24 protein-coding genes are annotated in these 22856 nt (G+C 73.2%); 18 read left to right on the top strand and 6 right to left on the bottom strand.

What is annotated here, in order from left to right; all coding sequences use genetic code 11:
* Positions 1 to 57: 57 nt before the first annotated feature.
* The 3 genes from AB0O11_RS33015 to AB0O11_RS33005 all read right to left on the bottom strand — a co-directional run bounded on the left by AB0O11_RS33015 (position 58) and on the right by AB0O11_RS33005 (position 3342).
* Positions 58 to 1287 carry a trypsin-like peptidase domain-containing protein gene (locus tag AB0O11_RS33015; RefSeq protein WP_363394399.1) on the bottom strand — a complete coding sequence of 410 codons (1230 nt, stop codon included), beginning with the start codon at positions 1285 to 1287 and terminating at the stop codon, positions 58 to 60.
* 115 nt (positions 1288 to 1402) lie between these two features.
* Positions 1403 to 2461, bottom strand: a complete 1059-nt coding sequence (locus AB0O11_RS33010) for a LacI family DNA-binding transcriptional regulator (protein WP_363394397.1) — start codon at positions 2459 to 2461, stop codon at positions 1403 to 1405.
* 149 nt (positions 2462 to 2610) lie between these two features.
* On the bottom strand, positions 2611 to 3342 hold the full coding sequence (locus AB0O11_RS33005) for a response regulator transcription factor (protein WP_363394395.1): 732 nt from the start codon (positions 3340 to 3342) through the stop codon (positions 2611 to 2613).
* A 721-nt stretch (positions 3343 to 4063) separates the two neighbouring features.
* Between AB0O11_RS33005 and AB0O11_RS33000 the strand changes: the two genes are divergently transcribed.
* From AB0O11_RS33000 to AB0O11_RS32970, 7 genes are all read left to right on the top strand, one after another.
* Positions 4064 to 4357 (top strand): MoaD/ThiS family protein, encoded by a 294-nt coding sequence (locus tag AB0O11_RS33000; protein WP_224281820.1) that lies wholly within the window; start codon positions 4064 to 4066, stop codon positions 4355 to 4357.
* 5 nt (positions 4358 to 4362) lie between these two features.
* Positions 4363 to 5781, top strand: coding sequence for a hypothetical protein (locus AB0O11_RS32995; protein ID WP_363394393.1), 1419 nt, complete (start codon positions 4363 to 4365; stop codon positions 5779 to 5781).
* Positions 5782 to 5961: 180 nt separating this feature from the next.
* Positions 5962 to 6696: a DUF2993 domain-containing protein gene (locus AB0O11_RS32990; RefSeq protein WP_363394391.1), complete on the top strand. Its 735-nt coding sequence runs from the start codon at positions 5962 to 5964 to the stop codon at positions 6694 to 6696.
* Positions 6697 to 6953: 257 nt separating this feature from the next.
* On the top strand, positions 6954 to 7034 hold the full coding sequence (locus tag AB0O11_RS32985) for an Ms5788A family Cys-rich leader peptide (RefSeq protein ID WP_350517234.1): 81 nt from the start codon (positions 6954 to 6956) through the stop codon (positions 7032 to 7034).
* A 234-nt stretch (positions 7035 to 7268) separates the two neighbouring features.
* Positions 7269 to 8105 carry a sulfurtransferase gene (locus AB0O11_RS32980; RefSeq protein WP_363394389.1) on the top strand — a complete coding sequence of 279 codons (837 nt, stop codon included), beginning with the start codon at positions 7269 to 7271 and terminating at the stop codon, positions 8103 to 8105.
* A 40-nt stretch (positions 8106 to 8145) separates the two neighbouring features.
* Positions 8146 to 8436, top strand: a complete 291-nt coding sequence (locus AB0O11_RS32975; protein ID WP_030059605.1) for a DUF1416 domain-containing protein — start codon at positions 8146 to 8148, stop codon at positions 8434 to 8436.
* A gap of 73 nt (positions 8437 to 8509) precedes the next feature.
* Entirely contained in the window at positions 8510 to 8782 is a 273-nt protein-coding gene (locus tag AB0O11_RS32970; RefSeq protein WP_363394387.1) for a DUF3099 domain-containing protein, read from the top strand.
* Between the two features lie 38 nt (positions 8783 to 8820).
* On the opposite strand, the gene AB0O11_RS32965 is transcribed toward AB0O11_RS32970, so the two are convergent.
* Positions 8821 to 9183, bottom strand: coding sequence for a DsrE family protein (locus AB0O11_RS32965; RefSeq protein WP_189924813.1), 363 nt, complete (start codon positions 9181 to 9183; stop codon positions 8821 to 8823).
* A 348-nt stretch (positions 9184 to 9531) separates the two neighbouring features.
* Here AB0O11_RS32965 and AB0O11_RS32960 point away from each other — a divergent pair, with 348 nt between their 5' ends.
* From AB0O11_RS32960 to AB0O11_RS32950, 3 genes are all read left to right on the top strand, one after another.
* Complete coding sequence (locus AB0O11_RS32960) at positions 9532 to 10116, top strand: FABP family protein (protein WP_363394385.1); 585 nt, start codon at positions 9532 to 9534, stop codon at positions 10114 to 10116.
* A 125-nt stretch (positions 10117 to 10241) separates the two neighbouring features.
* Positions 10242 to 10724 (top strand): Fur family transcriptional regulator, encoded by a 483-nt coding sequence (locus AB0O11_RS32955; protein WP_363394383.1) that lies wholly within the window; start codon positions 10242 to 10244, stop codon positions 10722 to 10724.
* A 19-nt stretch (positions 10725 to 10743) separates the two neighbouring features.
* On the top strand, positions 10744 to 11706 hold the full coding sequence (locus tag AB0O11_RS32950) for a folate-binding protein (protein ID WP_363394440.1): 963 nt from the start codon (positions 10744 to 10746) through the stop codon (positions 11704 to 11706).
* Between the two features lie 7 nt (positions 11707 to 11713).
* On the opposite strand, the gene dtd is transcribed toward AB0O11_RS32950, so the two are convergent.
* Positions 11714 to 12154, bottom strand: coding sequence for a D-aminoacyl-tRNA deacylase (gene dtd, locus AB0O11_RS32945; RefSeq protein WP_363394381.1), 441 nt, complete (start codon positions 12152 to 12154; stop codon positions 11714 to 11716).
* Between the two features lie 544 nt (positions 12155 to 12698).
* On the opposite strand from dtd, the gene AB0O11_RS32940 reads away from it, so the two are divergent.
* The 3 genes from AB0O11_RS32940 to AB0O11_RS32930 all read left to right on the top strand — a co-directional run bounded on the left by AB0O11_RS32940 (position 12699) and on the right by AB0O11_RS32930 (position 14671).
* Positions 12699 to 13319 (top strand): ABC transporter substrate-binding protein, encoded by a 621-nt coding sequence (locus AB0O11_RS32940; RefSeq protein WP_363394379.1) that lies wholly within the window; start codon positions 12699 to 12701, stop codon positions 13317 to 13319.
* A gap of 72 nt (positions 13320 to 13391) precedes the next feature.
* Positions 13392 to 14351, top strand: coding sequence for an asparaginase (locus AB0O11_RS32935; RefSeq protein WP_363394377.1), 960 nt, complete (start codon positions 13392 to 13394; stop codon positions 14349 to 14351).
* 110 nt (positions 14352 to 14461) lie between these two features.
* Entirely contained in the window at positions 14462 to 14671 is a 210-nt protein-coding gene (locus AB0O11_RS32930) for a dodecin (RefSeq protein WP_224285507.1), read from the top strand.
* A gap of 173 nt (positions 14672 to 14844) precedes the next feature.
* On the opposite strand, the gene AB0O11_RS32925 is transcribed toward AB0O11_RS32930, so the two are convergent.
* Positions 14845 to 15336: an inorganic diphosphatase gene (locus AB0O11_RS32925; RefSeq protein WP_188300447.1), complete on the bottom strand. Its 492-nt coding sequence runs from the start codon at positions 15334 to 15336 to the stop codon at positions 14845 to 14847.
* 76 nt (positions 15337 to 15412) lie between these two features.
* Between AB0O11_RS32925 and dacB the strand changes: the two genes are divergently transcribed.
* The 5 genes from dacB to ftsH all read left to right on the top strand — a co-directional run bounded on the left by dacB (position 15413) and on the right by ftsH (position 22759).
* Positions 15413 to 17035, top strand: coding sequence for a D-alanyl-D-alanine carboxypeptidase/D-alanyl-D-alanine-endopeptidase (dacB, locus tag AB0O11_RS32920; RefSeq protein WP_363394374.1), 1623 nt, complete (start codon positions 15413 to 15415; stop codon positions 17033 to 17035).
* Positions 17036 to 17266: 231 nt separating this feature from the next.
* Entirely contained in the window at positions 17267 to 18439 is a 1173-nt protein-coding gene (locus tag AB0O11_RS32915; protein ID WP_363394372.1) for a zinc-dependent metalloprotease, read from the top strand.
* Between the two features lie 282 nt (positions 18440 to 18721).
* A complete protein-coding gene (gene tilS / locus AB0O11_RS32910; protein WP_363394371.1) occupies positions 18722 to 19849 on the top strand; it encodes a tRNA lysidine(34) synthetase TilS in 1128 nt (375 codons plus the stop codon).
* A 71-nt stretch (positions 19850 to 19920) separates the two neighbouring features.
* Positions 19921 to 20475 (top strand): hypoxanthine phosphoribosyltransferase, encoded by a 555-nt coding sequence (hpt, locus tag AB0O11_RS32905; protein WP_030059589.1) that lies wholly within the window; start codon positions 19921 to 19923, stop codon positions 20473 to 20475.
* Between the two features lie 229 nt (positions 20476 to 20704).
* Positions 20705 to 22759 (top strand): ATP-dependent zinc metalloprotease FtsH, encoded by a 2055-nt coding sequence (ftsH, locus tag AB0O11_RS32900; RefSeq protein ID WP_363394369.1) that lies wholly within the window; start codon positions 20705 to 20707, stop codon positions 22757 to 22759.
* Positions 22760 to 22856: the final 97 nt, after the last annotated feature.

The following is a 22856-nucleotide window of genomic DNA, read 5'->3' as shown; positions in this document are numbered from 1 at the left end:
CTTTCTCGTCGGGTGGAGGGCCTGCTGGGAGCAATTGTCCGTCTCAGGGGCTGCTGGTCACAGGTTCTGGCCGGCTTCGAGTTTCGGCAGGACCTGCTTGATGTCGTTGATCGGGATGGCGAAGCCGAGGCCGACGCTGCCGGCCGAGCTGCTGCCGGAGGAGCCGGAGGCGCCGGGCGCGTACATCGCCGAGTTGATGGCGATGACCTGGCCGTTGGCGTTGATCAGCGGGCCGCCGGAGTTGCCGGGGTTGAGCGCGGCGTCGGTCTGGAAGGCCTTGTAGGTGGTGGTGCTGCCGTTGTTGGACTGCGGGGCGGTGCCGCGCAGTCCGGGCAGGAAGGGGAGGCCGAAGCCGCCGTTGTTGCTGGTGCTGCCCTCGTCGAGCTGGACGGTGACGTCGCGGTTCTCGGCGCTGATGATGCCGGAGGTGACGGTGCCGGTGAGGCCGTCGGGGTTGCCGATGGCGACGACCGGGTCGCCGATGGCCATGGAGGAGGAGTCGCCGAGGACGGCGGGGGTGAGGTTCTTCGCGCCGGTCGCGGTGATCACGGCGACGTCGAGGGCCTTGTCGGTTCCGGTGACGGTGGCCTGGGCGGTGGAGCCGTCCTTGAAGGTGACGGTGATCCTCGCGCCGCCGGTCGCGGTGTCGATCACGTGGTAGTTGGTGAGGATCTGCCCGTCGGTGTTCAGGACGACGCCGGTGCCGGTGGAGGTGCCGTTGCCGCTCTTGACGGTGATCTGGACGGTGCTGGGCGAGACGGCGGCGGCGATGGCGGGCACGTCGGCGCTGCCGTCGGAGCGGGCGGAGACCGGGCTGGCGATGGTGCCGACGCGGTCGTCGGAGCCCTGCCGGTCCGCGGCGACCAGTCCGCCGGTGACCCCGCCGAGGACGGCGGCGACCGCGGCGACGGCGGTGACCATGGCGAGCCGACCGCGCAGCAGTCCTCGCCGGGCCCGGCTGCCGCGGTCCCCGGGGCCTCCGGGGCCTCCGGGGCCTCCGGGGCCGAGGATCGTGGGCGGCTCGGGCGGGATCGGCGGGGGCGGCGGCGGTCCGTCGAAGCGCCCGCCGGAGTGGTCCTCGCGGTAGCCGTACCCGTACCCGTCCGGGCCGGAACCGCTGTCCGGGCCGCCGACGGCCGGGCCGCTGCCGAGCACGGTGCCCTCGATCACCCGGGGCTCGTGGGACCAGTGCGGGCCGTACTGTCCGTGGGCCGGGTCGGGGCCGTACTGCCCGTGGGCCGGGTCGGGACCGTACTGCTCGCTGGGGTACTGCTGCTGTTCGCTCATGCCGACCAAGCTCGGCCCGGTGCATGAGGAGTGCATGAGAACCGGCTCAGAACGGGGAGAGAAGCCCGTTGGGTTCTCATAAAGCCTGGTCAGGCCGCCCGCCGAGCGGAACCGGCTACTCCGGTACCGGCCGGCCGGGGGCGTCGCCGTTGCAGCCGCAGGAGCGGCGGATGACCAGCCGGGACGGGAACGTGCGGACCCGCTCGGTGTCCGAGCCGGGCACCATCAGCGAGTCGTCCAGCACCAGGTCCACGGCGGCCCGGGCCATCGCGTCGCGGTCGGAGGCGACGGTGGTCAGCGGCGGGTCGGCGAGCGCGGCCTCCGGTACGTCGTCGAAGCCGGCCACCGCGAGGTCCTCCGGGACCCGCAGGCCGACCTCGCGGGCGGCCCGCAGCACGCCGATCGCCTGGTCGTCGGTGGAGCAGAAGATCGCCCGCGGCCGGTCCGGCGAGCGGAGCACGCCGAGCGCGACGTCGTAGGCGCCGTAGCGGTGGAAGGGCGCGTCGATCAGGTGCGGCTCGGTGGGGACGCCGTGCGCGTCCATGGCGCGCTGCCAGCCCTCGACGTGGTCGATGACCGGGTCGCCGGGGGCGGGGGACTCGACCGGGCCGCCGAAACAGGCCACGTACGGGTGCCCGTGCTCCTCCAGCAGGTGGCGCACGATCGCCTCGGCGCCCGCCACGTCGTCGGTGACCACCGCGACGTCGTCGATCGCCTCGGGGCGGCGGTGCAGCAGCACCACCTTGGCGCCCTCCATCGCGGCGAACTCCTCGGCGGCCCGCTGCGAGGGGCCCTGGCTGACCAGGATCAGGCCGGAGACGCGCATTCCGAGGAAGGCGCGGACGTAGTGCACCTCGCGGTCGTCCACGTAGTCGGAGTTGCCGATCAGCACCAGCTTGCCGCGCTCGGAGGCGGCCCGTTCCACGGCGTGGGCCATCTCGGCGAAGAAGGGCTGGCGGGCGTCGGGGACGACCATGCCGATCAGGTTGGTGCGCCGGGAGGCCATCGCCTGGGCGACGCTGTTCGGCCGGTAGCCGAGCTGCTCGATCGCCGCGAGGACCTTCTCCCTGGTCGCGGGCGCGACCGGGCGCGGCCCGTTGTTGATGACGTAGCTGACGACCGCGGTCGAGGTACCAGCCAGCCGGGCTACATCGTCGCGCGTCACTTTGGCCACGGGGGGAGTCTACGCGTGTGGCCTCCGGGGTGGCAGTGGGACCTGGGGCCTCGTTCGGCAGGTCGTCGGGCGGCTCCGGGAGGAACCGGACAAGCCGGGCGGGGGACGGCCCGCCCGGCTCCGTTCCGGTGCTCGGACGGGCCCGGGCCTCAGGCGTCCAGGGGGGCGGCGGGGCGTTGGGCGAGCTCCGGCCGTTCGCCCTTCTCGGGCTTCTCCGGGACGACGAAGCGGTAGCCGACGTTGCGCACGGTGCCGATCAGCTGCTCGTGCTCCACGCCGAGCTTGGCGCGCAGCCGCCGGACGTGCACGTCCACCGTCCGGGTGCCGCCGAAGTAGTCGTAGCCCCAGACCTCCTGGAGCAGCTGCGCCCGGGTGAAGACCCGCCCGGGGTGCTGTGCGAGGTACTTGAGCAGCTCGAACTCCTTGAAGGTGAGGTCGAGCGCCCGGCCCTTGAGCTTGGCGGAGTAGGTGGCCTCGTCGACCGAGAGGTCGCCGTTGCGGATCTCCGTCGGGCCCTCGTCGGTGACGACCTGGAGCCGGCCGAGCGCGAGCCGCAGCCGGGCCTCGACCTCGGCCGGGCCGGCGGTGTCCAGCAGGACGTCGTCGATGCCCCACTCGGCGGTGACGGCGGCCAGGCCGCCCTCGGTGACCACCAGGATCAGCGGGCAGCCGATGCCGGTGGAGCGCAGCAGCTGGCAGAGGCTGCGGATCTGCGGAAGGTCACGCCGGCCGTCGACCAGGATGACGTCCGCGCTGGGAGTGTCCACCAGGGCCGCGCCCTCGGCGGGGGCCACCCGGACGTTGTGCAGCAGCAGTCCGAGGGCGGGCAGTACCTCGGCGGAGGGCTGCAGCGCATTGGTGAGGAGGAGGAGAGAACTCATACCCGGTGGTCCCCTTTCCGGGTCGTCGCGGTCGCGTTACGGCTGCCGCCACAGCCGGATGGCGCACGTGCTGAGGAGGAGGGGAGGACGGCGGTTGCCCGCGGCGAACCGAGGGAGCGGACGGCGTGCAGGGCGCGACGGCGGGTCCGCCGGGGGTCCCGCAACCCCTGGCGCACCGTTTCTGCCCTGTTCATCACCGCGAACCCTCCGGTCTGGTCCGGTGCCGGGTGGCGGCCCGGTGCCGGGTGGCGATGCCCCGGCCGGCCGGGGCACGTCGTTGTGCCGCGTCAGGCGGGGCGGTTCCTGCTGCGCGCCGGGGGTGGGCCGACGAATCGCAAGAACGTCCGTACTGGCGTCCTGAAAGCACAAAAGGACCCGGGGGCGACTCTGCCCGGATCCCTCATGGTGGTCGAGGATAGCCGACCCCGCCCCTTGGCCGGGAGTGCGGGAATCCGGCGGTTCGCCTCATTCGGGCGCGCACCGGGGTGAGGCTGGACACAACTTCGAGCGCCGGTCCGGCGCCCCTCGACGGCGGTCCGGCGGGAGGCCGGTGCCCGTCCGGCCAGGGCGATTGCCGCTCGTGGCGGCGGACACGCCATCATGGGGGCGCACATCGGAAGCGCTGTTCGGGTCCATCGTTCGGGTGGTCGGACGGCCGGCGCGGTGGCGAGCCGGACCGGGGCACCGGGACCGGGCGAGGACGACGAGAAGGGGTGGCCCGATGGGCGCGACCACCGAGCCCGCGAGCGGCGCCCGGGTGCGCGGGACGATCCGCTACTGGGCGGCGGCGAAGTCCGAGGCCGGGCTGGCCGAGGAGCCGTACGAGGCGGCGACCCTGGCGGAGGCGCTGGCGGCGGCCAAGGAGCGGCACGCCGACCGGCCGAAGCTCGTCCGGCTGCTCGGGCACTGCTCGTACCTGGTCGACGGGGCCCAGGTGGGCGGCCGCGACCACGCGGCCGTCGCCCTGACCGAGGGCGGGACGGTGGAGGTCCTCCCGCCGTTCGCGGGAGGCTGAGCGGCGTGACGGACATGAACAACCCGAACCACCCGAACCACGGCGGCTACGGCGAGTGGCCGCAGCAGCCCCACCAGCCGCAGCAGCCGTACCCGCCCCAGGCGCACCAGCACCCGCATCCGCACTTCCCGCCGCAGCAGCCGGGCCACCAGCCGCCGTACGGCTACCCGGTGGACGACGCGGCGGCGACCGCGGTGCTGCCGGCGGTGCCCGCGTTCGACGACGCGGCGGCGACCACCCTGCTGCCGCCGGTGCCCGCGTTCGACGACGCGGCCGCGACCACCCTGCTGCCGCCGGTGCCCGCGTTCGACGACGCCGAGGCGACGGCGCTGCTGCCGCCGGTGGTGGTGTCCGGTGCGATGCCGGGCGGGCCGCAGCAGCCCCCCCAGCCCCAGCCGCACCAGCAGCCCCGCCGGCCCCAGCAGTCGCAGCCGCATCAGCGGCGTCGGCGGCCGGAGCAGCCCCAGCCGGACCCGACGATCCAGCTCCAGCAGCCGCCGAGGCCCCGGGCCCGGCACGCGGCCCCGGCGCCGCAGCCGGCCCCCGCGCAGCAGGCGGCGGCGGAGGCCTTCGACCCGCCGACCATGACGCTCAAGCGTCCGGCCGCGCCCGGGCCGCTGGGCGTGGCCGGTGTCCCCGGCCCGCCGGGCGTCCCCGCCGCACCGCCGTACGCGGCCGTCCCGCCGCAGTCCGCGCCGCCCGCCGGCCCGCGCGGCCGGACCGGCTCGCCGATCATCGACCCGGGCCTGCAGCCGGCCCTGATCACCGCCGGCGCGGCCGCGCTGCTGGCCGGCGGCGCCGCGCTCGGGCAGATCGCGCTGGCCCTGGTGGTCGCGTTGCTCCAGCTGCTGACGGCGGCCGGCTGGTTCCGGCTGAACGGCATGTGGCCCGCCCGGCAGGGCATCCTGCTCGCCGCGCTGGCCGGCTTCACGGCGGACGTGGCGGTGCTGCTGGCGGACTCCGACGGCGGCGTGGCGGCCGTGGTGGGCACCCTGGGCGGGTTCTTCCTGCTCGTCCTGGTGCTGCAGACGTTCCGTCCGTCGGACCCGAAGGAGCGGTTCTACGCGCTGACCGTGCTCGGTTCGGCCACCGTGGTGACGGCGCTGTGCACCGCGCTGCTGCTGGCCGACTGGGTGCCGGCCGGGGTGGGCGCGGTCGCGCTGGCCACCCTGCTGGCCGCGGCGCCGCTGCCCGGACCGAAGCAGCTGGGCCCGGTGCTGGGCCTGGCCGCGGCGGTGGCACTGGGCCTGCTGGTCGGGGCGCCGGTGGCGCTCGGCGCGCTGGCCGGACTGGGCGCGCTGATTGGCCGCCGGGTCGCGGGGTACGACTTCCCGTCCCGCTTCGTGCACATGACGGCGGGCGTGGCGCTGCCGCTGGCGGTGGCCGCGCCGCTGATGTGGATCGCCACCGATCTGCTGGCCTGACCCTTCCGTCCAGGCCGCTGCGGATCGACGTCCCGCCCCGGAACCATGTTCCGGGGCGGGACGTCGTACGGTCGTGCGAGGGGCGGACGTGTCCTGCGTCCGCCACGGAACGGTGAGCGACCCACTGCGAACGACCACAGCGACGAACGACGCCGGTGACCGGCGACGACAGGGGACACGATGCGCGGATGGCTGAAGGCCACGATCGGCCTGGCGGTGCTCTCCGGCCTGCTGCTGGGCGCCGACCGGATCGCGGTGGGCGTGGCCGAGGACGAGGCCGCCGACCGGATCGTGAAGAGCGGCCGGATGAGCCAGCGCCCGGACGTCTCGATCGGGGGCTTCCCCTTCCTCACCCAGGTGCTGTCGATGAAGCTGGACGACGTCCGGATCTCCTCCGACGGCCTGACCGTCGGCGACGGCAGCCACCAGGTGGCGCTGCACTCGTTCAAGGCCCGGCTCTCCGGCGTCGAGGTCGGCGACAGCATGAGCAGTGCCACGGTGGACAGCGGCACCGGCAGCGGGGTGATCTCCTACCCGGACCTCGCGCAGCTGTTGCCGCCCGCCTCCCAGCTGCTGCACGGGACGAAGCTGCCGGTGGGCGGCAACTCCCGGCTGAGCCTGTCCTACGCCGGTCCGGGCAAGGTCAAGGCCTCGCTGGGGCCGATCGCGATCGGCGAGGGCACCGTGCACAACAAGGGGAACACCGTCACGGTGGACGGCTTCCGGCTGAGCTCGCTGGCGGGGGTGGTGGCCGGCGTCACCAACCAGCAGGTCGAGCCGATGAGTTTCACCCTGGACTCGCTGCCGGCCGGGCTGAAGCTGGCGGACAAGGAGGGCGGGGACGGCGGCGTGACGCCGCTGCCGGAGGGCCTCCAGCTGACCTTCGACGGCAAGGGCGTCAAGCTCCTGGGCTGATCCCCGCCCCTTTGCCGGTCCCGCCCCGGGCCCCCGGCCGCCCGTTCCCGTCCCGCCGAATCGTTCCGCTCCGCGAGACGCGCTGTCCAGCGCGGACCGCGGAGCGGTGCCGTTTCCGCCCCGTGCATGCCGCCGGAGGGCCTCCGGGCGGGCCCCTTCGGTCCGGGCCGGGGCTAAATCCCAGCATCCGGTTGTTTTGATCCCACTATTCGATACGCTGATGACAGCGGGCCTCCGGTGTCCCTAGCATCGTCGGCATGAAGCGACAGACGGATCTCACGAAGCGGCGGGCGGTAGACCTGTGCCGCGTGGCCGCCTGTCTGTGTCGAATGCGCTGATTCGGCGTTCCGGCAGGGCAGTTGACGCCCGCCGCCGATCTTCCCGGCGACCGTGCCCGGCCCTGCGGGCTGGCAGTCGCCGACGTCCTCCGCAGTTCCCTGCCCGGTCGCACCGGTCCACCCCCTCGTCCCGGTATTCGGACTGGATTTCGGACCGCACCCACCCGGGCACCCCTGCAGCACCCTCCTGGCCAGCACCTTCCGCACAACCGCCCTCGGATGGAGAACACCACCATGAGCCGCAGCGACGTCCTGGTCGACGCCGACTGGGTCCAGGCCCACCTGGACGACCCGAAGGTCGTCATCGTCGAGGTCGACGAGGACACCTCCGCGTACGACAAGAACCACATCCGCAACGCCGTCCGGATCGACTGGAAGCAGGACCTCCAGGACCCGGTCCGCCGCGACTTCATCGACCAGGCCGGCTTCGAGGCGCTGCTCAGCGCCAAGGGCATCGCCAACGACGACACCGTCGTCCTGTACGGCGGCAACAACAACTGGTTCGCCTCGTACGCCTACTGGTACTTCAAGCTGTACGGCCACGGCGACGTCCGCCTGCTGGACGGCGGCCGCAAGAAGTGGGAGCTGGACTCCCGCGACCTGGTCGCCGAGGTGCCGGCCCGCCCCGCCACCGAGTACAAGGCGCAGGCCGCCGACTCCTCGATCCGCGCCTTCCGCGACGACGTGATCGCCGCCATCGGCAACCTGAACCTGGTCGACGTGCGCTCGCCCGACGAGTTCTCCGGCAAGCTGCTCGCCCCGGCCCACCTCCCGCAGGAGCAGTCGCAGCGCCCCGGCCACGTGCCGAGCGCCCGCAACATCCCGTGGGCCAAGAACGCCAACGACGACGGCACCTTCAAGAGCGACGACGAGCTCAAGGCGCTGTACGAGGCCGAGGGCATCGACCTGGCGAAGGACACCATCGCCTACTGCCGCATCGGCGAGCGCTCCGCGCTCACCTGGTTCGTGCTGCACGAGCTGCTCGGTCAGGAGAACGTCAAGAACTACGACGGCTCGTGGACCGAGTACGGCAGCCTGGTCGGCGTGCCGATCGAGCTCGGCAGCAACTGAGCCCCCGGCTCGACCCGTAAGTCAGAAGGGAAGAACAGACATGTGCGGTGCGAAGGCCGGCGGCCCGGACCTGGCAGGAGTTGACGTGGCGAACGAGACGATCATCCAGGGTTCGGTGACCCGCGACGGTGAGCCGGTCAACGGCTACGTCCGGCTGCTGGACGAGGGCGGCGAGTTCACGGCCGAGGTGCCCACCTCGGCGACCGGCCAGTTCCGGTTCTTCGCCCGCCCGGGCAAGTGGACCCTGCGCGCGCTGGTGCCGGGCCAGACCGTGGACCGTCAGGTGGTGGCCTCCCAGGGCACCGCCGTCGAGGTCGCGATCGCGGTCTGACCGGAGCCGGAACCAGTCCGGACCACCCCGAGGGCCCCTGCCGCGCAGGGGCCCTCGGCCGTACCGTGGAGGGGTGCAGGCAAGGCGGCGGCGTCGCTACTACTTCGCCATGATGGGCGTGTGCCTGGGCCTGTTCGTCATGGCCTGGGGCGTGGTGCGCTTCTTCTCGGTCGGGGCGGCCATCGGCATGTGCGTGGTCGCGATGGTGATCCCGCCCGCTGCCGCGGTGTTCGCCAACAAGCGGGACCCGGACGACGACTGGTGGAACGACCCGCGCTGGGACGACCCCAAGTGGGACGACCCCGGCCACGACCGGGACCGCCCCGACCACGAGCAGCGTCCCTAGGGCGTCAGGGCACGAGGGGCGTCAGGGCACGAGAGGCGTCAGTACACGAGCGCCTGGACGCCGTCCGCCATGATCTCGCTGACGAAGACCTGGGCGCCCGCGATGCGGACCCCCTCGACGGTGTCCTTCTGCTCGATCCCGCGCCGGGCCGCGCACTGGGTGCACAGCGTCACCGAGCCGGCCGCCAGGATCGACTCCAGCAGGTCCGGCAGCGGCGCCGCGTGCGGCAGTTCGAACTCCGCCGCCCGGCCCGGCAGGGCGAACCAGGAGGACTCCCCGGTCAGCCAGAGCGAGACCTCGATCCCGCTGGCGACGGCCACCGCCGCCACCGTGAACGCCTGCGAGCACCGCTCCGGCGCGTCCGCCCCTGCGGTGACCTTGATGACGAGTTTCTTCGGCATGGCGCCACCTTAGAGGTGCCGACACCCCCGCCGTCCGGCATCCCCGGAACCCTTGGGCAAAGCTTGGGCAGCCGCGGGAGGACGGCGCGAACGGTGACGTGGTGGGGCTCACCGCGACCGGCCGGAGACCGGCGGATAGAGTGAGCGGAGCAAAATCCACCACACTGTCGCCGCCTGGGAGCCCCCCGTGTCCGGTCTGGAAATCTTCTTCGACGGTCTGCTGGCCCTCATGGCCGTGCTGATCACCTGGTTCGCCATCTTCTCGGTGATGAAGCTGTACCAGGGCCAGCGCTGAGTCTGCCGTACGGTTGAGGCAGTCCCACACCGACGAGAACAGCGACCAGGAACATGATCGAGATCCCCTCTGACCTCCACAAGGACGTCGTCCCGCTCGCCTTCCTCCTGGGCACCTGGGAGGGCGCGGGCGTCTTCGACTTCCCGGGCGCGGAAAAGTGCAACTTCGGCCAGGAGATCGTGATCCGCCACGACGGCCGCCCCTTCCTGGAGTTCCGCTCCCGCACCTGGGTGCTGAACAACGAGGGCGAGAAGGTCCGTCCGCTGGAGAACGAGCACGCGTTCTGGCGCATCACCAGCAACCACGACGGCACCAGCGGTGCCCGGGGGATCGAGATCTCCTCCGTCCGCGACGACGGCACGGTCGAGATCTGGTACGGCGAACTGGCCGACGGCAAGCCGCAGGTCGACGTCTCCACCGACGCGGTGGCCCGGATCGAGGGCTCGCCGGAGTACTCCGGCGGCAAGCGGCTGTACGGCTTCGTCAACGGCGAGCTGCTCTGGGTCGGCGAGAAGGCCGCCCCGAACGTGCCGCTGCGCCCGTACATGTCCGCGCAGCTGAAGAAGGTGCTCAGCCCGGCCCAGCTGATCAAGGACATCAACGACCTGCCGGACGACGGCATCGCCTTCTTCAAGTGACCGGCTCGAAGTGATCGGCCCCGGGTGATCGGACGGCCGGCACTTCCGCGCACGAGGTAGGGACCGGCCCGCGGCCGGTCCCTACACTTGCATCCAGGACCCCGACCATTGGCAGGGACGGCACCGTGGCGGACACCGGCACCACCGACTGGCAGCTCTCCGGCGATCGGCACCTCTCCGACGACTGGAAGGCCGACCTGCGCGAACGCGGGTACCGGCTCACTCCACAGCGGCAGCTCGTGCTGGAGGCCGTCGACGAGCTCGACCACGCCACCCCCGACGACATCCTCTGCCACGTCCGCCGGACGGCCAGCGGCATCAACATCTCCACCGTCTACCGGACCCTGGAGCTGCTGGAGGAGCTGGGCCTGGTCTCGCACGCCCACCTCGGCCACGGCGCCCCGACCTACCACCTGGCCGGCCGCCACCACCACCTGCACCTGGTCTGCCGGGACTGCGAGAAGGTCACCGAGACCGGCACCGAGATCGCCCAGCCGTTGATCGACAGCCTGCGCGAGCGGCACGGTTTCGACACCGACCTCAAGCACTTCGCCATCTTCGGCCGCTGCGCCGACTGCACTGCCAAGCTCGTCGGGGACCGGTCGTAAGCTGGCCGGTATGACCGGTGTGAAGAGCCCGCTGCTTTCCCTGCCCGGAGCCGTCCCCGCCGAGGGGGCCGACGAGGGTGTCGCCGCCCACTACGGCGACATCTTCCGAGAGCAACGCAACCTGTCGCAGGGCACCGGCTTCGTCGACCTCTCGCACCGCGGCGTGGTCACCGTGACCGGCCCGGACCGGCTCTCCTGGCTGCACCTGCTGCTCACCCAGCACGTCAGCGAGCTGCCGCCGCAGCAGGCCGCCGAGGCGCTGGTGCTCTCCCCGAACGGGCACGTGGAGCACGCGCTCTACCTGGTGGACGACGGCACCACCACCTGGGCGCACGTCGAGCCGGGCACCCAGGAGGCGCTGGTGGCCTACCTGGAGAGCATGAGGTTCTTCTACCGGGTGGAGGTCGCCGACGCGACCGCCGAGTACGCCGTGGTCCACCTTCCGGCCGGCTCCACCGCGTCCGTCGAGGGTGCCGCCGCCGTCCGCGAACTCCCGTACGGGCGTGATCTGTTCGTGCCGCGCGGCGAGCTGGAGCGGTTCACCGACGGGTTCGGCCCGGCGGCCGGGGTCTGGGCGTACGAGGCGCTGCGGATCGAGGGCCACCGGCCCCGGCTGGGCTTCGAGACCGACCACCGGACCATCCCGCACGAGGTGGACTGGCTGCGCACCGCCGTCCACCTCCAGAAGGGCTGCTACCGCGGCCAGGAGACGGTCGCCCGGGTGCACAACCTGGGCCGCCCGCCGCGCCGGCTGGTCTTCCTGCACCTGGACGGCACCGAGGAGACGCTGCCCCCGCACGGCACCGAGGTGCGGCTGGCCACCGACCCGGACGGGCGGGCGCTGGGCTTCGTGACCTCCTCCGCCCGGCACCACGAGCTGGGGCCGATCGCGCTGGCGATCGTCAAGCGGAACGTCCCGGTGGACGCCGTGCTGCTGGCCGGGACGGTGCCGGGCACCCAGGACGTGATCGTCCCGCAGTAGGGGCCGCTCAGACCTCGACGAGCACGGTGAACGGGCCGTCGTTCACCAGCGCCACCTGCATGTCGGCGCCGAACCGGCCCGTCTCCACCTTGGCGCCCAGCGCGCGCAGCTGCGCCACCACCTCGTCCACCAGCGGCTCGGCGACCGGGCCGGGGGCGGCGGCGTTCCAGGTGGGGCGACGGCCCTTGCGGGCGTCGCCGTAGAGCGTGAACTGGCTGATCACCAGCAGCGGGGCGCCGAGGTCCGAGCAGCTCTGCTCGACGCCCTCGTCGTTCGCGGGGAGCAGCCGCAGCGTCCAGAGCTTGCGGGCCAGTCGGGCGGCCTTGGCGGGGGTGTCGTCGTGGGTGACGCCGACCAGGACGCAGAGCCCGGGCCCCTCGATCGCGCCCACGGTCTCACCGGCCACGGTCACCCGGGCCTCGGTCACTCGCTGCACCACTGCTCGCATGCCGCCATTGTGCCGGAGCGCTGTACGGCCCCCGGAGGACCCCCGGGCCTCCCCGCGACTGCGCCGCACCCGGGCCGCGTCGCACCCTCCCCTGCACGCCCCAGCGGCCTCCTCAGGGCGCACACCAGGGGCGCGCGCAGGGGTAGTGCACGCCCGGCGGTGTGCGCCTGCGCCGGATCGGGCGCCGCTCTTCCTGCGGAAAGGGCCGGTCATATCAGCCACCCCTGTTCGCCAGGGGGCCGTTCGGGTGCACGGGCAGTGCGCGTGCGCCGGGCGGGGTGGCACGCTGGTGGACCGTACGAAGGGTCCGGGGCGCCAGGAGGTCCGCCGCGCCGGGCCGGGGTTCGGCCGGGCGGTCGAGCCGGTGGGTCGGGCGTTCCGGCGGTGCCGCCCCGGTGGGCGGTCGCGGCCGGGGACCGGTACCTCCGGGGCTCCCGGGCGTGCCGGCGGACGGGATGCGCGGCGCGTCGGGGGACGGGCCGGACCGGTGGCAGGGCGGGGTGCCGCGAGCGGGCGGGATCGGACGACGTCAGGTGGATAAGTGATGGACGCGAGCAGCGCGGCGCGGGACCGGTCCGGGCCGGTGGTGCGGGCCTCAGGGGATCCGGACGGTCCGACGGTGGGGACGGAGGGCGAGCCCGACCTGGAGCGGCTGGGCCTGGAGCAGCTGCGGGTGCTGCGCCGGGAGACCCTGGAGCAGGAGGCCGACCTGTCCTACCTGCGGCGGCTGCTGCACGGGCGGATGGACATCCTGCGCGCCGAACTCGACCGGCGGCCCGGCGTGGACCCGGTCCGTGCGCCCGGCCCGTCCGGCCCCGACCCGGCCCCCGGCGACCTGCTGGACCGGCTGCCGGCCATCCTGACCGACGCGCCCTCCACCGTGCGGCGCTCGGCCCGGCACGTCACCCTCGGCCCGCCGCGCACCCGGGAGTCCCGGCTGGAGGCGGACGCGCTGATGGGCGACGTCCAGCTCGCCGACCTGGCGGCGCACCCGGCCGAGGAGCTGCTGGCCGCCCTGGAGCGGCTGCGGGCGCACGAGCGCGAGGTGTCCGGACGGCGCCGGCGGCTGCTGCGCACGGCCGACGGTTGCAGCGCTGAGATCACCCGCAGGTACCGTGATGGGGAAGCACGGGTCGACGACCTGCTCGCAGGAGGGCCGCTCTGACCGGGTGAGTCGCCGTGGGCGGTGGGCCCGGCTCGCTCCCGGCCCACCCTCGCCCCGGAAGGCTCATCCGCCATGTCCCTGCCCGCCACCGCGCCCGTTCTCGCCGAGGTCGTGCGCTCCGGTTTCGTCGAGGGCCGCCACCACGGCTCCCTGGTGCTGCTCGCGGCTGACGGCTCGGTCGAGTTCGCGCTCGGTGACCCGGACGCCCCGGTCTTCCCGCGGTCGACCGCCAAGCCGTTCCAGGCGGTGGCCACGCTGCGGGCCGGGCTGGCGATCGAGGGCGAGCTGCTGGCGCTGGCGGCCTCCAGCCACTCCGCAGAATCGTTTCACCTCGATGGGGTGCGGAGCATCCTCGGCTCCGCCGGTCTCGACGAGTCGGCCCTGCGCACCCCGGCCGACCTGCCGCTGGACGAGACCGAGGCGGAACTGCTGCTCGCCGCCGGCGGCGGACGCGCCCCGATCCTGATGGACTGCTCCGGTAAGCACGCCGGATGGCTGGCCGCCTGCGCGGCCAACGGCTGGGACGCCGACGGCTACCTCGACCCGGCCCACCCGATCCAGCGGCTGGCCCGCGAGGCCCTGGAGGAGGGCACCGGCGAGACCGCCGCGCACGCCGGGGTGGACGGCTGCGGAGCGCCGCTGCTGGCCGTGTCGCTGACCGGCCTGGCCCGCGGCTACCGCGGCCTCGTGCTGGCCGCCGAGGGCACCGAGCCGCGCCGGGTGGCCGACGCGATGCGCGCCCACCCCGAGTACGTGGCCGGCACCCGCCGGGCCGATACCTGGCTGATGCGGGCGGTGCCGGGTGCGCTGTCCAAGATGGGTGCCGAGGCCGTGCAGGTGGTCGCGCTGCCGGACGGGCGGGCGCTGGCCTTCAAGATCGAGGACGGCGCCGAGCGGGCCCGCGGCCCGGTGCTGGCGGCCGCGCTGCGCAGGCTGGGGGTGACCGGGGCGGACGAGACCGTCGAGCGGATCGGCGCGGCCCGGCTGTTCGGCGGCGGCGTGCCGGTCGGCGAGGTGCGGGCGGCGTTCTGAGGCCCGTCCCGGCGCGGCTGCCCGGGGCGGAGGCGGCCCCTCGGGGTGCGGGCCGACCCGGGCCGGTGCACGGTGGACCCGGGGCCGTCGCACAGCTGAGGGAGTCCGCCATGACCGACCACGTGTACCGGGTGACCGAGATCGTCGGGTCCTCGACCGAGAGCGTCGACGCCGCGATCCGCAACGGGGTGGAGCGGGCCTCCCGGACGCTGCGCAACCTCGACTGGTTCGAGGTCTCGCAGGTCCGGGGCCACCTGGAGGACGGCCGGATCAAGCACTACCAGGTGTGCATGAAGGTCGGTTTCCGGCTGGAGGACTGACCCGGTTCGGCCGCCCCGACCGACCCCACCCCATGCCGACAGGCTGTCGGCAAGGCGTACCGCCCCCGGACACGGCAGAGGCCGGGGTTCGCGGACGAATCCGCGGACCCCGGCCCCGGGCTGTCCCGACCTACCTCGAACCGTCCTCGATCGAATGAGATCGGAACGACGGCTCAGTGACCGCCCTGCTCCGCCAGACGCTTGATCGAAGCGGTGACCTCGGCCTCGGCCTCGGCGCGGCCGACCCAGTCGGCGCCCTCGACGGACTTGCCCGGCTCCAGGTCCTTGTAGACCTCGAAGAAGTGCTGGATCTCCAGGCGGTCGAACTCCGACACGTGGTGGATGTCGCGCAGGTGCTCCCAGCGCGGGTCGGTCGCCGGGACGCAGAGCAGCTTGTCGTCGCCGCCGGCCTCGTCGGTCATGTGGAACATGCCGATGGCGCGGCACTTGATCAGGCAGCCCGGGAAGGTCGGCTCGTCCAGGATGACCAGGGCGTCCAGCGGGTCGCCGTCCTCGCCGAGCGTGCCCTCGACGTAGCCGTAGTCGGCCGGGTAGCGGGTCGAGGTGAAGAGCATCCGGTCGAGCCGCAGACGGCCGGTCTCGTGGTCGACCTCGTACTTGTTACGAGAGCCCTTCGGGATTTCGATAAGGACGTCGAACTCCAACGGTTCCTCCAAGGTAGGGACTGACAGAATCCAAGTGTCTCCTACGGGAGTGGGTGCTCGGGAAAGGGGCCGGTCGGTGGGAGCAGGGGGAGGAGCGGCGCGCCGTCGCGGGGGGACGGCCGCGGGGCTGTTCGGAGCGGCGCTCCTGGTCGTCAGCACGGTCCTGACCTCGGGCGGTGCGTATGCGCAGCCGTCCCCGCCGCCGGGCGGACACAGCGCCGGGCACGGCGGGGACGAGGACCACGACGGGCAGGGCGGCCGCGACGGGAGGAAGGGCGACCACGGGAAGGGCGGTGCCGCCTCCCGGTCGAGCGACAGCCCGGGCGCCGACCCCACCCGCCGGGCCGCGCCGCCCGCCGCCTCCGCGCCCACCGGTGGCGGCAGTGACGCACCCGGTGGACGCCCGGCCCCCGCGCCGGGCGCCGTCCTGGCGGCCGCCGAGGACGGCGAGGGCGCCGCCGTCCCCACCGCGCAGGGCCTCCAGCAGATGCTCGCCGCCGCCCTCGCCGACAAGAGCCTCGGCGAGGTCACCTTCGCCGTCGCCGACGCCGGCACCGGCCGGCTCCTGTACGGCTCCGGGGAGAACGCACCGGCCACCCCCGCCTCCACCACCAAGCTGGCCACCGCGATCGCGGCCCTGTCCCTCCTCCCGGGCGACACCCGGCTGCACACCCGGGTGGTCCGGGGCGCGGACCCGGGCACGATCACCCTGGTCGGCGGCGGCGACCCGACGCTCACCGCGCTGCCCGCCGACCAGGTGCAGATCGGCGGGCAGCCGGCCGACGCCGACACCGCCCCCGCCTCGCTGGACGCCCTCGCCCAGCAGACCGCCGACACCCTCAAGAGCCTCGGCACCACGACGGTCCGGCTGGACTACGACCTGTCGATGTACGCGGGCAGCCCGCAGCACAGGAACCACGACGCGCAGAACATCGCCCTGGTGGTCCCGCTGATGGTGGACGAGGGCAGGGTGGACCCGAAGAGCCGGGAGGACGCGCCGGACCGGGTCGCCGACCCGGCGGCCGCGGCCGCCGAGACCTTCGCCACGCTGCTCAAGGCCCGCGGCATCACCGTGACGGGCAAGGCCGGACCCGCCGCCGCGCCCGCCCCCGCCCCGGCCGTCTCCGGTACGGCCCCCCTCGGTGAGGTCCACTCGCCGACCGTCGCCCGGCTGGTCGAACGTCTGCTGACCACCTCCGACAACCAGCTCGCGGAGGCGATCGCCCGTCAGGTCGCGATCGCCGCCCACCAGCCGGCGAGCTTCGAGGGCGCCGCGGCCGCCGTCACCCAGGAACTCGCCCGGCTCGGCGTGCCGATGGGCAACGTGCTCCTCAACGACGGCAGCGGCCTGCACCCGGGCAACGCGATCCCGCCCGCCGTCCTGGTCCAACTCCTCGTGCTGGCCGCCTCCGAGCAGCACCCCGCCCTGCGCCCGGTGCTCACCGGCCTCCCGGTCGCCGGCTTCACCGGCACCCTCAACAAGCGCTACGGCTCCGGGTCCGGCGCCGCCGACGCGGCCGGCCTGATCCGGGCCAAGACCGGCACCCTCACCGGTGTCAACACCCTCGCGGGCACCGTCGTCGACGCCGACGGCCGCCTCCTCGCCTTCGCCGTCATGACCCGCAGCGCGGCCGCCGAGACCGCCCGTGCCGCCATGGACCGCGTCGCCGCCCGCCTCGCCACCTGCGGCTGCCACTGACCGGGCCCCGCCCCGTGCGGGCCGTCCCGCCGGGTCCCCGTACGGCCGGGCACGGCACGGTCGTCCCGGACCGCGGCGGTCACGGGCACCAGGCGGCCCGCTGCCGAGTGCCGTCACCGCCCCGGGCCCGGCCGAGTCGGCGGGTCGGGCGAGTCGGGCCGCGGGCCGTCGGGGACAGGTGTTCGCGGCGGGTGGCTGCCGTTGGCGGTGGGGAGCACGTACGGTGAGGGCATGACGAGCGCGAGTGGCGGTGCTGACATGGTCGACTGGAACCTCGCGGTCGCAACCGCGACCAGGTTGGTGCGGCCGGGGCCGGAAGTGAGCCGGGAGGAAGCGGCGGCGGTGGTCGCCGAGCTGCGCCGGCACGCCCTGGAGGCGGAGGAGCACGTGCGGGGGTTCACCGGCATGCGCTCGTCCAGCCTGTCCCGGGCCGTGGCGACGCCGGTGCTGGTGGTGGACCGCCCCGGGTGGATCCGGGCCAACGTGGCGGGCTTCCGTACGGTCGTCCAGCCGTTGGTGGAGAAGCTCCAGGCGCGTCGGGCGAACAGCGCGACGGCCGGGATGTTCGGTGCGGTGGGCGAGAAGGCCACCGGGATCGAGGTCGGGGCGTTGCTGGCGTTCCTGGCCACCAAGGTGCTGGGCCAGTACGAGACCTTCGCCCCGGCCGAGCCCCCGCTGGAGGCGCCGGACAGCCCGGCCGCGCTGTTCGACAAGCCGCGGCTGGGGCCGGAGGGCCCCGGGCCGGGTCGGCTGCTGCTGGTGGCGCCGAACATCGTGCACGTCGAGCGGGAGCTGGACGTCGACCCGTCCGACTTCCGGCTCTGGGTCTGCCTGCACGAGGAGACGCACCGGACGCAGTTCACCGCGGTGCCGTGGCTGCGCGACCACATCCAGTCCGAGGTGCAGTCCTTCCTCGCCGAGACGGACGTCGACCCGGGCGCCCTGCTGGAGCGGCTGCGGGACGCGGCGGGTTCGCTCGGTGGCCTGCCGGGCGGAGGCAGCCGGGAGAGCGCCCCGTCCGGGAACCTGTTGGAGATCGTCCAGTCGCCCGCGCAGCGCGAGATCCTCAGCCGGCTGACGGCCGTGATGTCGCTGCTGGAGGGCCACGCGGACGTGGTGATGGACGGCGTCGGACCGGCCGTGGTGCCGACGGTCGCCGAGATCCGGGAGAAGTTCCAGCAGCGCCGGGACCGCGGCGCCAACCGGCTCGACCTGCTGCTGCGCCGGATGCTCGGCATGGACGCGAAGCTGCGTCAGTACCAGGACGGCGCGGTGTTCGTGCGCGGCGTGGTGGAGCAGGTCGGCATGGAGGGGTTCAACCGGGTGTGGACCTCCCCGAACACCCTGCCGACCAAGGACGAGATCCACGATCCGGCCGCCTGGGTGGCCCGGGTGGCCCGCTGAGCGCGCCGTGGTGCCGCAGGCGCCGCGAGCCGGGCGGCAAGCGGCGTGCGTTGGTCAAACCCGCTCGTACGAGTGGTCCAATCAGGCAGACGGCGGGTGAAGAAGCGTTTCTTCATTCACCCGTACGTGGGACGGTGGTCGTACCGGTGGCGCGGGTGGCGTAGCGGGTCGCTCCTTTCTGCCACCATCTGTGAGCGCCCGGTAACAGGGCGCTCACGCGGTGCGCGGTTCCCGCCGCGTCCGCCGCGAGTCCTGTCCCCCTCCGTCGAGGAGTCGTCCGCCGTGGGCCCTCACCCCGCCGTCGCCGCGATACGCCTGGCCGTTCGCCGTACGCTCACCGACCTCGCCGCCGAGGCCGGTTCCACCTTCACCGCGCCCGTGCGCAAGCCCCGGGAGCGTTCGGCCGGGACGCCGCTGGTGGGTGCCGCGGTCGGCACCACCCTGATCGGCAACGCCGCGCGCCACCCCTCCGGGCTGCCCCGCACCCCGGCCGCGCCCGGCTCGCCGCTGGTCCTGGTCGCGGTCAGCGGCGGCGCGGACTCGATGGCGCTGGCCATCGCGGCCGCCTTCGAGGCCCCCAAGATCGGCCTGCGGGTCGGCGCCGTCACCGTCGACCACGGCCTCCAGGCCGGCTCCGCCGAGCGCGCCGCCCAGGTGGCCGACCGGCTGCGCACGCTCGGCCTCGACCCGGTGGAGGCGATCCCGGTGCGGGTCGGTCGCGCCGGGGGCCCGGAGGCCGCCGCCCGGGACGCCCGCTACGCCGCCCTGGACGAGGCCGCCGACCGCCACGGCGCGGTCGCGGTGCTGCTCGGCCACACCCGGGACGACCAGGCCGAGACCGTGCTGCTGGGCCTCGCCCGCGGCTCCGGCGCCCGCTCGCTGGCCGGGATGCCGGCCCAGAAGGGCCGTTACCGCCGCCCGCTGCTGGAGCTGGACCGGGCCGCCACCCGGCAGGCCTGTGCCGCCCAGTCGATCCCGGTCTGGGACGACCCGCACAACTGTGATCCCGCCTACACCCGCTCCCGGGTCCGCCACGAGGTGTTGCCGGTCCTGGAGAAGCACCTGGGCGGCGGAGTGGTCGAGGCGCTGGCCCGCACCGCCCGGCTGTTCCGCGACGATGCCGACGCCCTCGACCAGTGGGCCTCCTTGGCCGAACGCGACCTCCGTGCCGGCGACGGCGCCCTGGACGCCGTGAAACTGGCCGAACTGCCGCCGGCGGTGCGCCGCCGGGTGCTGCGCCGGGCCGCGCTGCGGGCGGGCTGTCCGGCCGGGGACCTCTTCGCCCGGCACCTGGAGACGATCGACCTGCTGGTCACCGGTTGGCGCGGACAGGGCCCGCTGCACCTACCCGGGGGCGTCGAGGCCACCCGCAGGTGTGGCACGCTGGTCTTTCGGCGGCAGGGCGACTGACGGGCGAGGCATGCCCCGGGGGAGCCGACCGCCGGCCACACAGACCCCGAACGTTTGAGGACGTATCCCCGGTGGACCAGAACGACATGGGCGCTGACCTCGCGAAGGTGCTCATCAGCAAGGACGAGATCGACGCCAAGCTCCTTGAGCTGGCCGAGCGCATCGACCGGGACTACGCAGGCAAGGACCTGCTGATCGTCGGCGTCCTCAAGGGGGCCGTGATGGTCATGGCCGACCTCGCCCGGGCCCTGCACTCGCAGGTCACCATGGACTGGATGGCCGTCTCCTCGTACGGCATGGGCACCAAGTCCTCCGGCGTGGTGCGGATCCTGAAGGACCTGGACACCGACATCGCCGGCCGTGACGTCCTGATCGTCGAGGACATCATCGACTCCGGTCTGACGCTGTCCTGGCTGCTGGGCAACCTGGGCTCGCGCGGCCCGGCCTCGCTGGAGGTCTGCACCCTGCTCCGCAAGCCGGACGCGGCCAAGGTCGAGATCGACGTGAAGTACGTCGGCTTCGACATCCCCAACGAGTTCGTGGTCGGTTACGGCCTGGACTACGCGGAGAAGCTGCGCAACCTCCCCTTCATCGGCACCCTCGCCCCGCACGTCTACGGCGGCTGAGGGCCCCGTTCGGGTTACGGGCGGGAACAGTAGGCCGTTCCCGCCCGTTGAGCCCGGGGGGACAAAGAACCAAAGCCGTGTCGCCGTGCTCCCGCCATGGGCGGGTCCGACTGCGGTACGGTCCAATAAACCGCTCTTCACATGAGCACTAATTCGGATGCGCCGCGGCCCAACAGACCCCCGGCGCCGTTGAGTGGCAGGAGGGACGGGGCGGCAACGCCCCGCATGGATGGACGTCAAGCGATACTTCCGTGCGCCGATCATGTGGATCGTGCTGGCCGTCCTCGCCGTCATCGTACTGATGCAGGTCGTTTCGGACTCGAACGGCTACAAGACGGTGGACACCGGTCAGGTCGTCGCGGCGATCGACGCGCACAACGTCAAGTCGGCGCAGATCACCACCGGTGACTCGAACACGATCAAGATCCAGCTGAAGGACGGCGCCGCGCTGCCCAGCTCCGGTACGGGCAAGGTCCCGTCCGGTACCAAGTTCCAGGCCTCGTACATCGGCGACCAGGGCGTCGCCATCGCCGACAAGCTCCAGGCCCAGGTCAACGACAAGGACCAGAGCACGCTCGCCGAGGGCTACACCATCAGCCCGGAGAAGCAGAGCACCTTCGTCAGCCTGCTGCTGTCGATGCTCCCGATCGTGATCATCGTCCTGGTCTTCCTGTTCCTGATGAACCAGATGCAGGGCGGCGGCTCCCGGGTCATGCAGTTCGGCAAGTCCAAGGCCAAGCTGCTCACCAAGGACACCCCGAAGACCACCTTCGCCGACGTCGCGGGCGCGGACGAGGCGGTCGAGGAGCTCCACGAGATCAAGGAGTTCCTCCAGGAGCCGGCCAAGTTCCAGGCCGTCGGCGCCAAGATCCCCAAGGGCGTGCTGCTCTACGGCCCGCCCGGCACCGGCAAGACCCTGCTGGCGCGCGCCGTCGCGGGCGAGGCCGGGGTGCCGTTCTACTCCATCTCCGGCTCGGACTTCGTCGAGATGTTCGTCGGTGTCGGCGCCAGCCGCGTCCGCGACCTCTTCGAGCAGGCCAAGGCGAACGCCCCGGCGATCGTCTTCGTCGACGAGATCGACGCCGTCGGCCGGCACCGCGGTGCGGGCCTCGGCGGCGGCCACGACGAGCGCGAGCAGACCCTCAACCAGCTGCTGGTCGAGATGGACGGCTTCGACGTCAAGGGCGGCGTGATCCTGATCGCCGCGACCAACCGCCCCGACATCCTGGACCCGGCGCTGCTGCGCCCGGGCCGCTTCGACCGCCAGATCGCGGTGGAGCGCCCCGACCTCCAGGGCCGGCTGGACATCCTCAAGGTGCACCAGAAGGGCAAGCCGATCGCGCCCGACGTCGACCTGTCGGCCGTCGCCAAGCGCACCCCCGGCTTCACGGGTGCCGACCTGTCGAACGTCCTCAACGAGGCGGCGCTGCTGACCGCCCGCTCGGACAAGAAGCTGATCGACAACGGCATCCTGGACGAGGCGATCGACCGCGTCGTGGCCGGTCCGCAGAAGCGCACGCGGATCATGTCCGACAAGGAGAAGAAGATCACCGCGTACCACGAGGGCGGCCACGCCCTGGTCGCGGCGGCCTGCCAGTACAGCGACCCGGTGCACAAGATCACCATCCTGTCCCGCGGCCGGGCCCTCGGCTACACCATGGTGCTGCCGGACGAGGACAAGTACTCGACCACCCGCAACGAGATGCTCGACCAGCTCGCCTACATGATGGGCGGGCGCGCGGCGGAGGAGCTGGTCTTCCACGACCCGACCACCGGCGCCTCGAACGACATCGAGAAGGCCACCGCGACGGCCCGGGCCATGGTCACCCAGTACGGCATGACCGAGCGCCTCGGTGCGATCAAGTTCGGATCCGACAACTCGGAGCCCTTCCTGGGCCGTGAGATGGGTCACCAGCGCGACTACTCGGAAGAGGTCGCCGGGCTGGTGGACGAAGAGGTCAAGAAGCTCATCGACACCGCGCACAACGAGGCCTGGGAGATCCTGGTCGAGAACCGCGACGTGCTCGACAACCTGGTCCTGGAGCTCCTGGAGAAGGAGACCCTGAACAAGGAGCAGATCGCCGAGATCTTCGCGCCGATCGTCAAGCGCCCGGCCCGGCCGGCCTGGACGGGCTCCGCCCGCCGCACGCCGTCGACCCGGCCTCCGGTGCAGTCCCCGAAGGAGCTGGCGCTCACCAACGGCGCCGCCTCCGGCGAGGGCGCTCCGGTGGACGTCGTGAAGCTCCCGCCGCTGCCGGCCACCGAGCCGCCGACCGAGGGCTGACCCCCGCTCCACGGGGAATGGATGCCGCGTCACCAGGGTTTGTACCCTGGAGGCGCGGCATCCGTGCTGTTCAGCCAGAGTCTTCCCACGAGTAAGC

The organism is Kitasatospora sp. NPDC093102, assembly GCF_040683915.1.
GTDB lineage: Bacteria > Actinomycetota > Actinomycetes > Streptomycetales > Streptomycetaceae > Kitasatospora.
Note: the sequence above shows the minus strand (reverse complement) of the source record. Positions and strands in the feature narration are given on the sequence as shown.

Coding starts and splice junctions, on each gene's coding strand:
- AB0O11_RS32915 (WP_363394372.1), top strand. CDS start 17,267: ATGACGAGCGCGAGTGGCGGTGCTGACATGGTCGACTGGAACCTCGCG.
- AB0O11_RS33015 (WP_363394399.1), bottom strand. CDS start 1,287: ATGAGCGAACAGCAGCAGTACCCCAGCGAGCAGTACGGTCCCGACCCG.
- AB0O11_RS32930 (WP_224285507.1), top strand. CDS start 14,462: ATGACCGACCACGTGTACCGGGTGACCGAGATCGTCGGGTCCTCGACC.
- AB0O11_RS32965 (WP_189924813.1), bottom strand. CDS start 9,183: ATGCCGAAGAAACTCGTCATCAAGGTCACCGCAGGGGCGGACGCGCCG.
- AB0O11_RS32940 (WP_363394379.1), top strand. CDS start 12,699: ATGGACGCGAGCAGCGCGGCGCGGGACCGGTCCGGGCCGGTGGTGCGG.
- AB0O11_RS32960 (WP_363394385.1), top strand. CDS start 9,532: ATGATCGAGATCCCCTCTGACCTCCACAAGGACGTCGTCCCGCTCGCC.
- AB0O11_RS32975 (WP_030059605.1), top strand. CDS start 8,146: ATGTGCGGTGCGAAGGCCGGCGGCCCGGACCTGGCAGGAGTTGACGTG.
- ftsH (WP_363394369.1), top strand. CDS start 20,705: ATGGACGTCAAGCGATACTTCCGTGCGCCGATCATGTGGATCGTGCTG.
- AB0O11_RS32935 (WP_363394377.1), top strand. CDS start 13,392: ATGTCCCTGCCCGCCACCGCGCCCGTTCTCGCCGAGGTCGTGCGCTCC.
- dtd (WP_363394381.1), bottom strand. CDS start 12,154: ATGCGAGCAGTGGTGCAGCGAGTGACCGAGGCCCGGGTGACCGTGGCC.
- AB0O11_RS33000 (WP_224281820.1), top strand. CDS start 4,064: ATGGGCGCGACCACCGAGCCCGCGAGCGGCGCCCGGGTGCGCGGGACG.
- AB0O11_RS32985 (WP_350517234.1), top strand. CDS start 6,954: ATGAAGCGACAGACGGATCTCACGAAGCGGCGGGCGGTAGACCTGTGC.
- AB0O11_RS32980 (WP_363394389.1), top strand. CDS start 7,269: ATGAGCCGCAGCGACGTCCTGGTCGACGCCGACTGGGTCCAGGCCCAC.
- AB0O11_RS32990 (WP_363394391.1), top strand. CDS start 5,962: ATGCGCGGATGGCTGAAGGCCACGATCGGCCTGGCGGTGCTCTCCGGC.
- AB0O11_RS33005 (WP_363394395.1), bottom strand. CDS start 3,342: ATGAGTTCTCTCCTCCTCCTCACCAATGCGCTGCAGCCCTCCGCCGAG.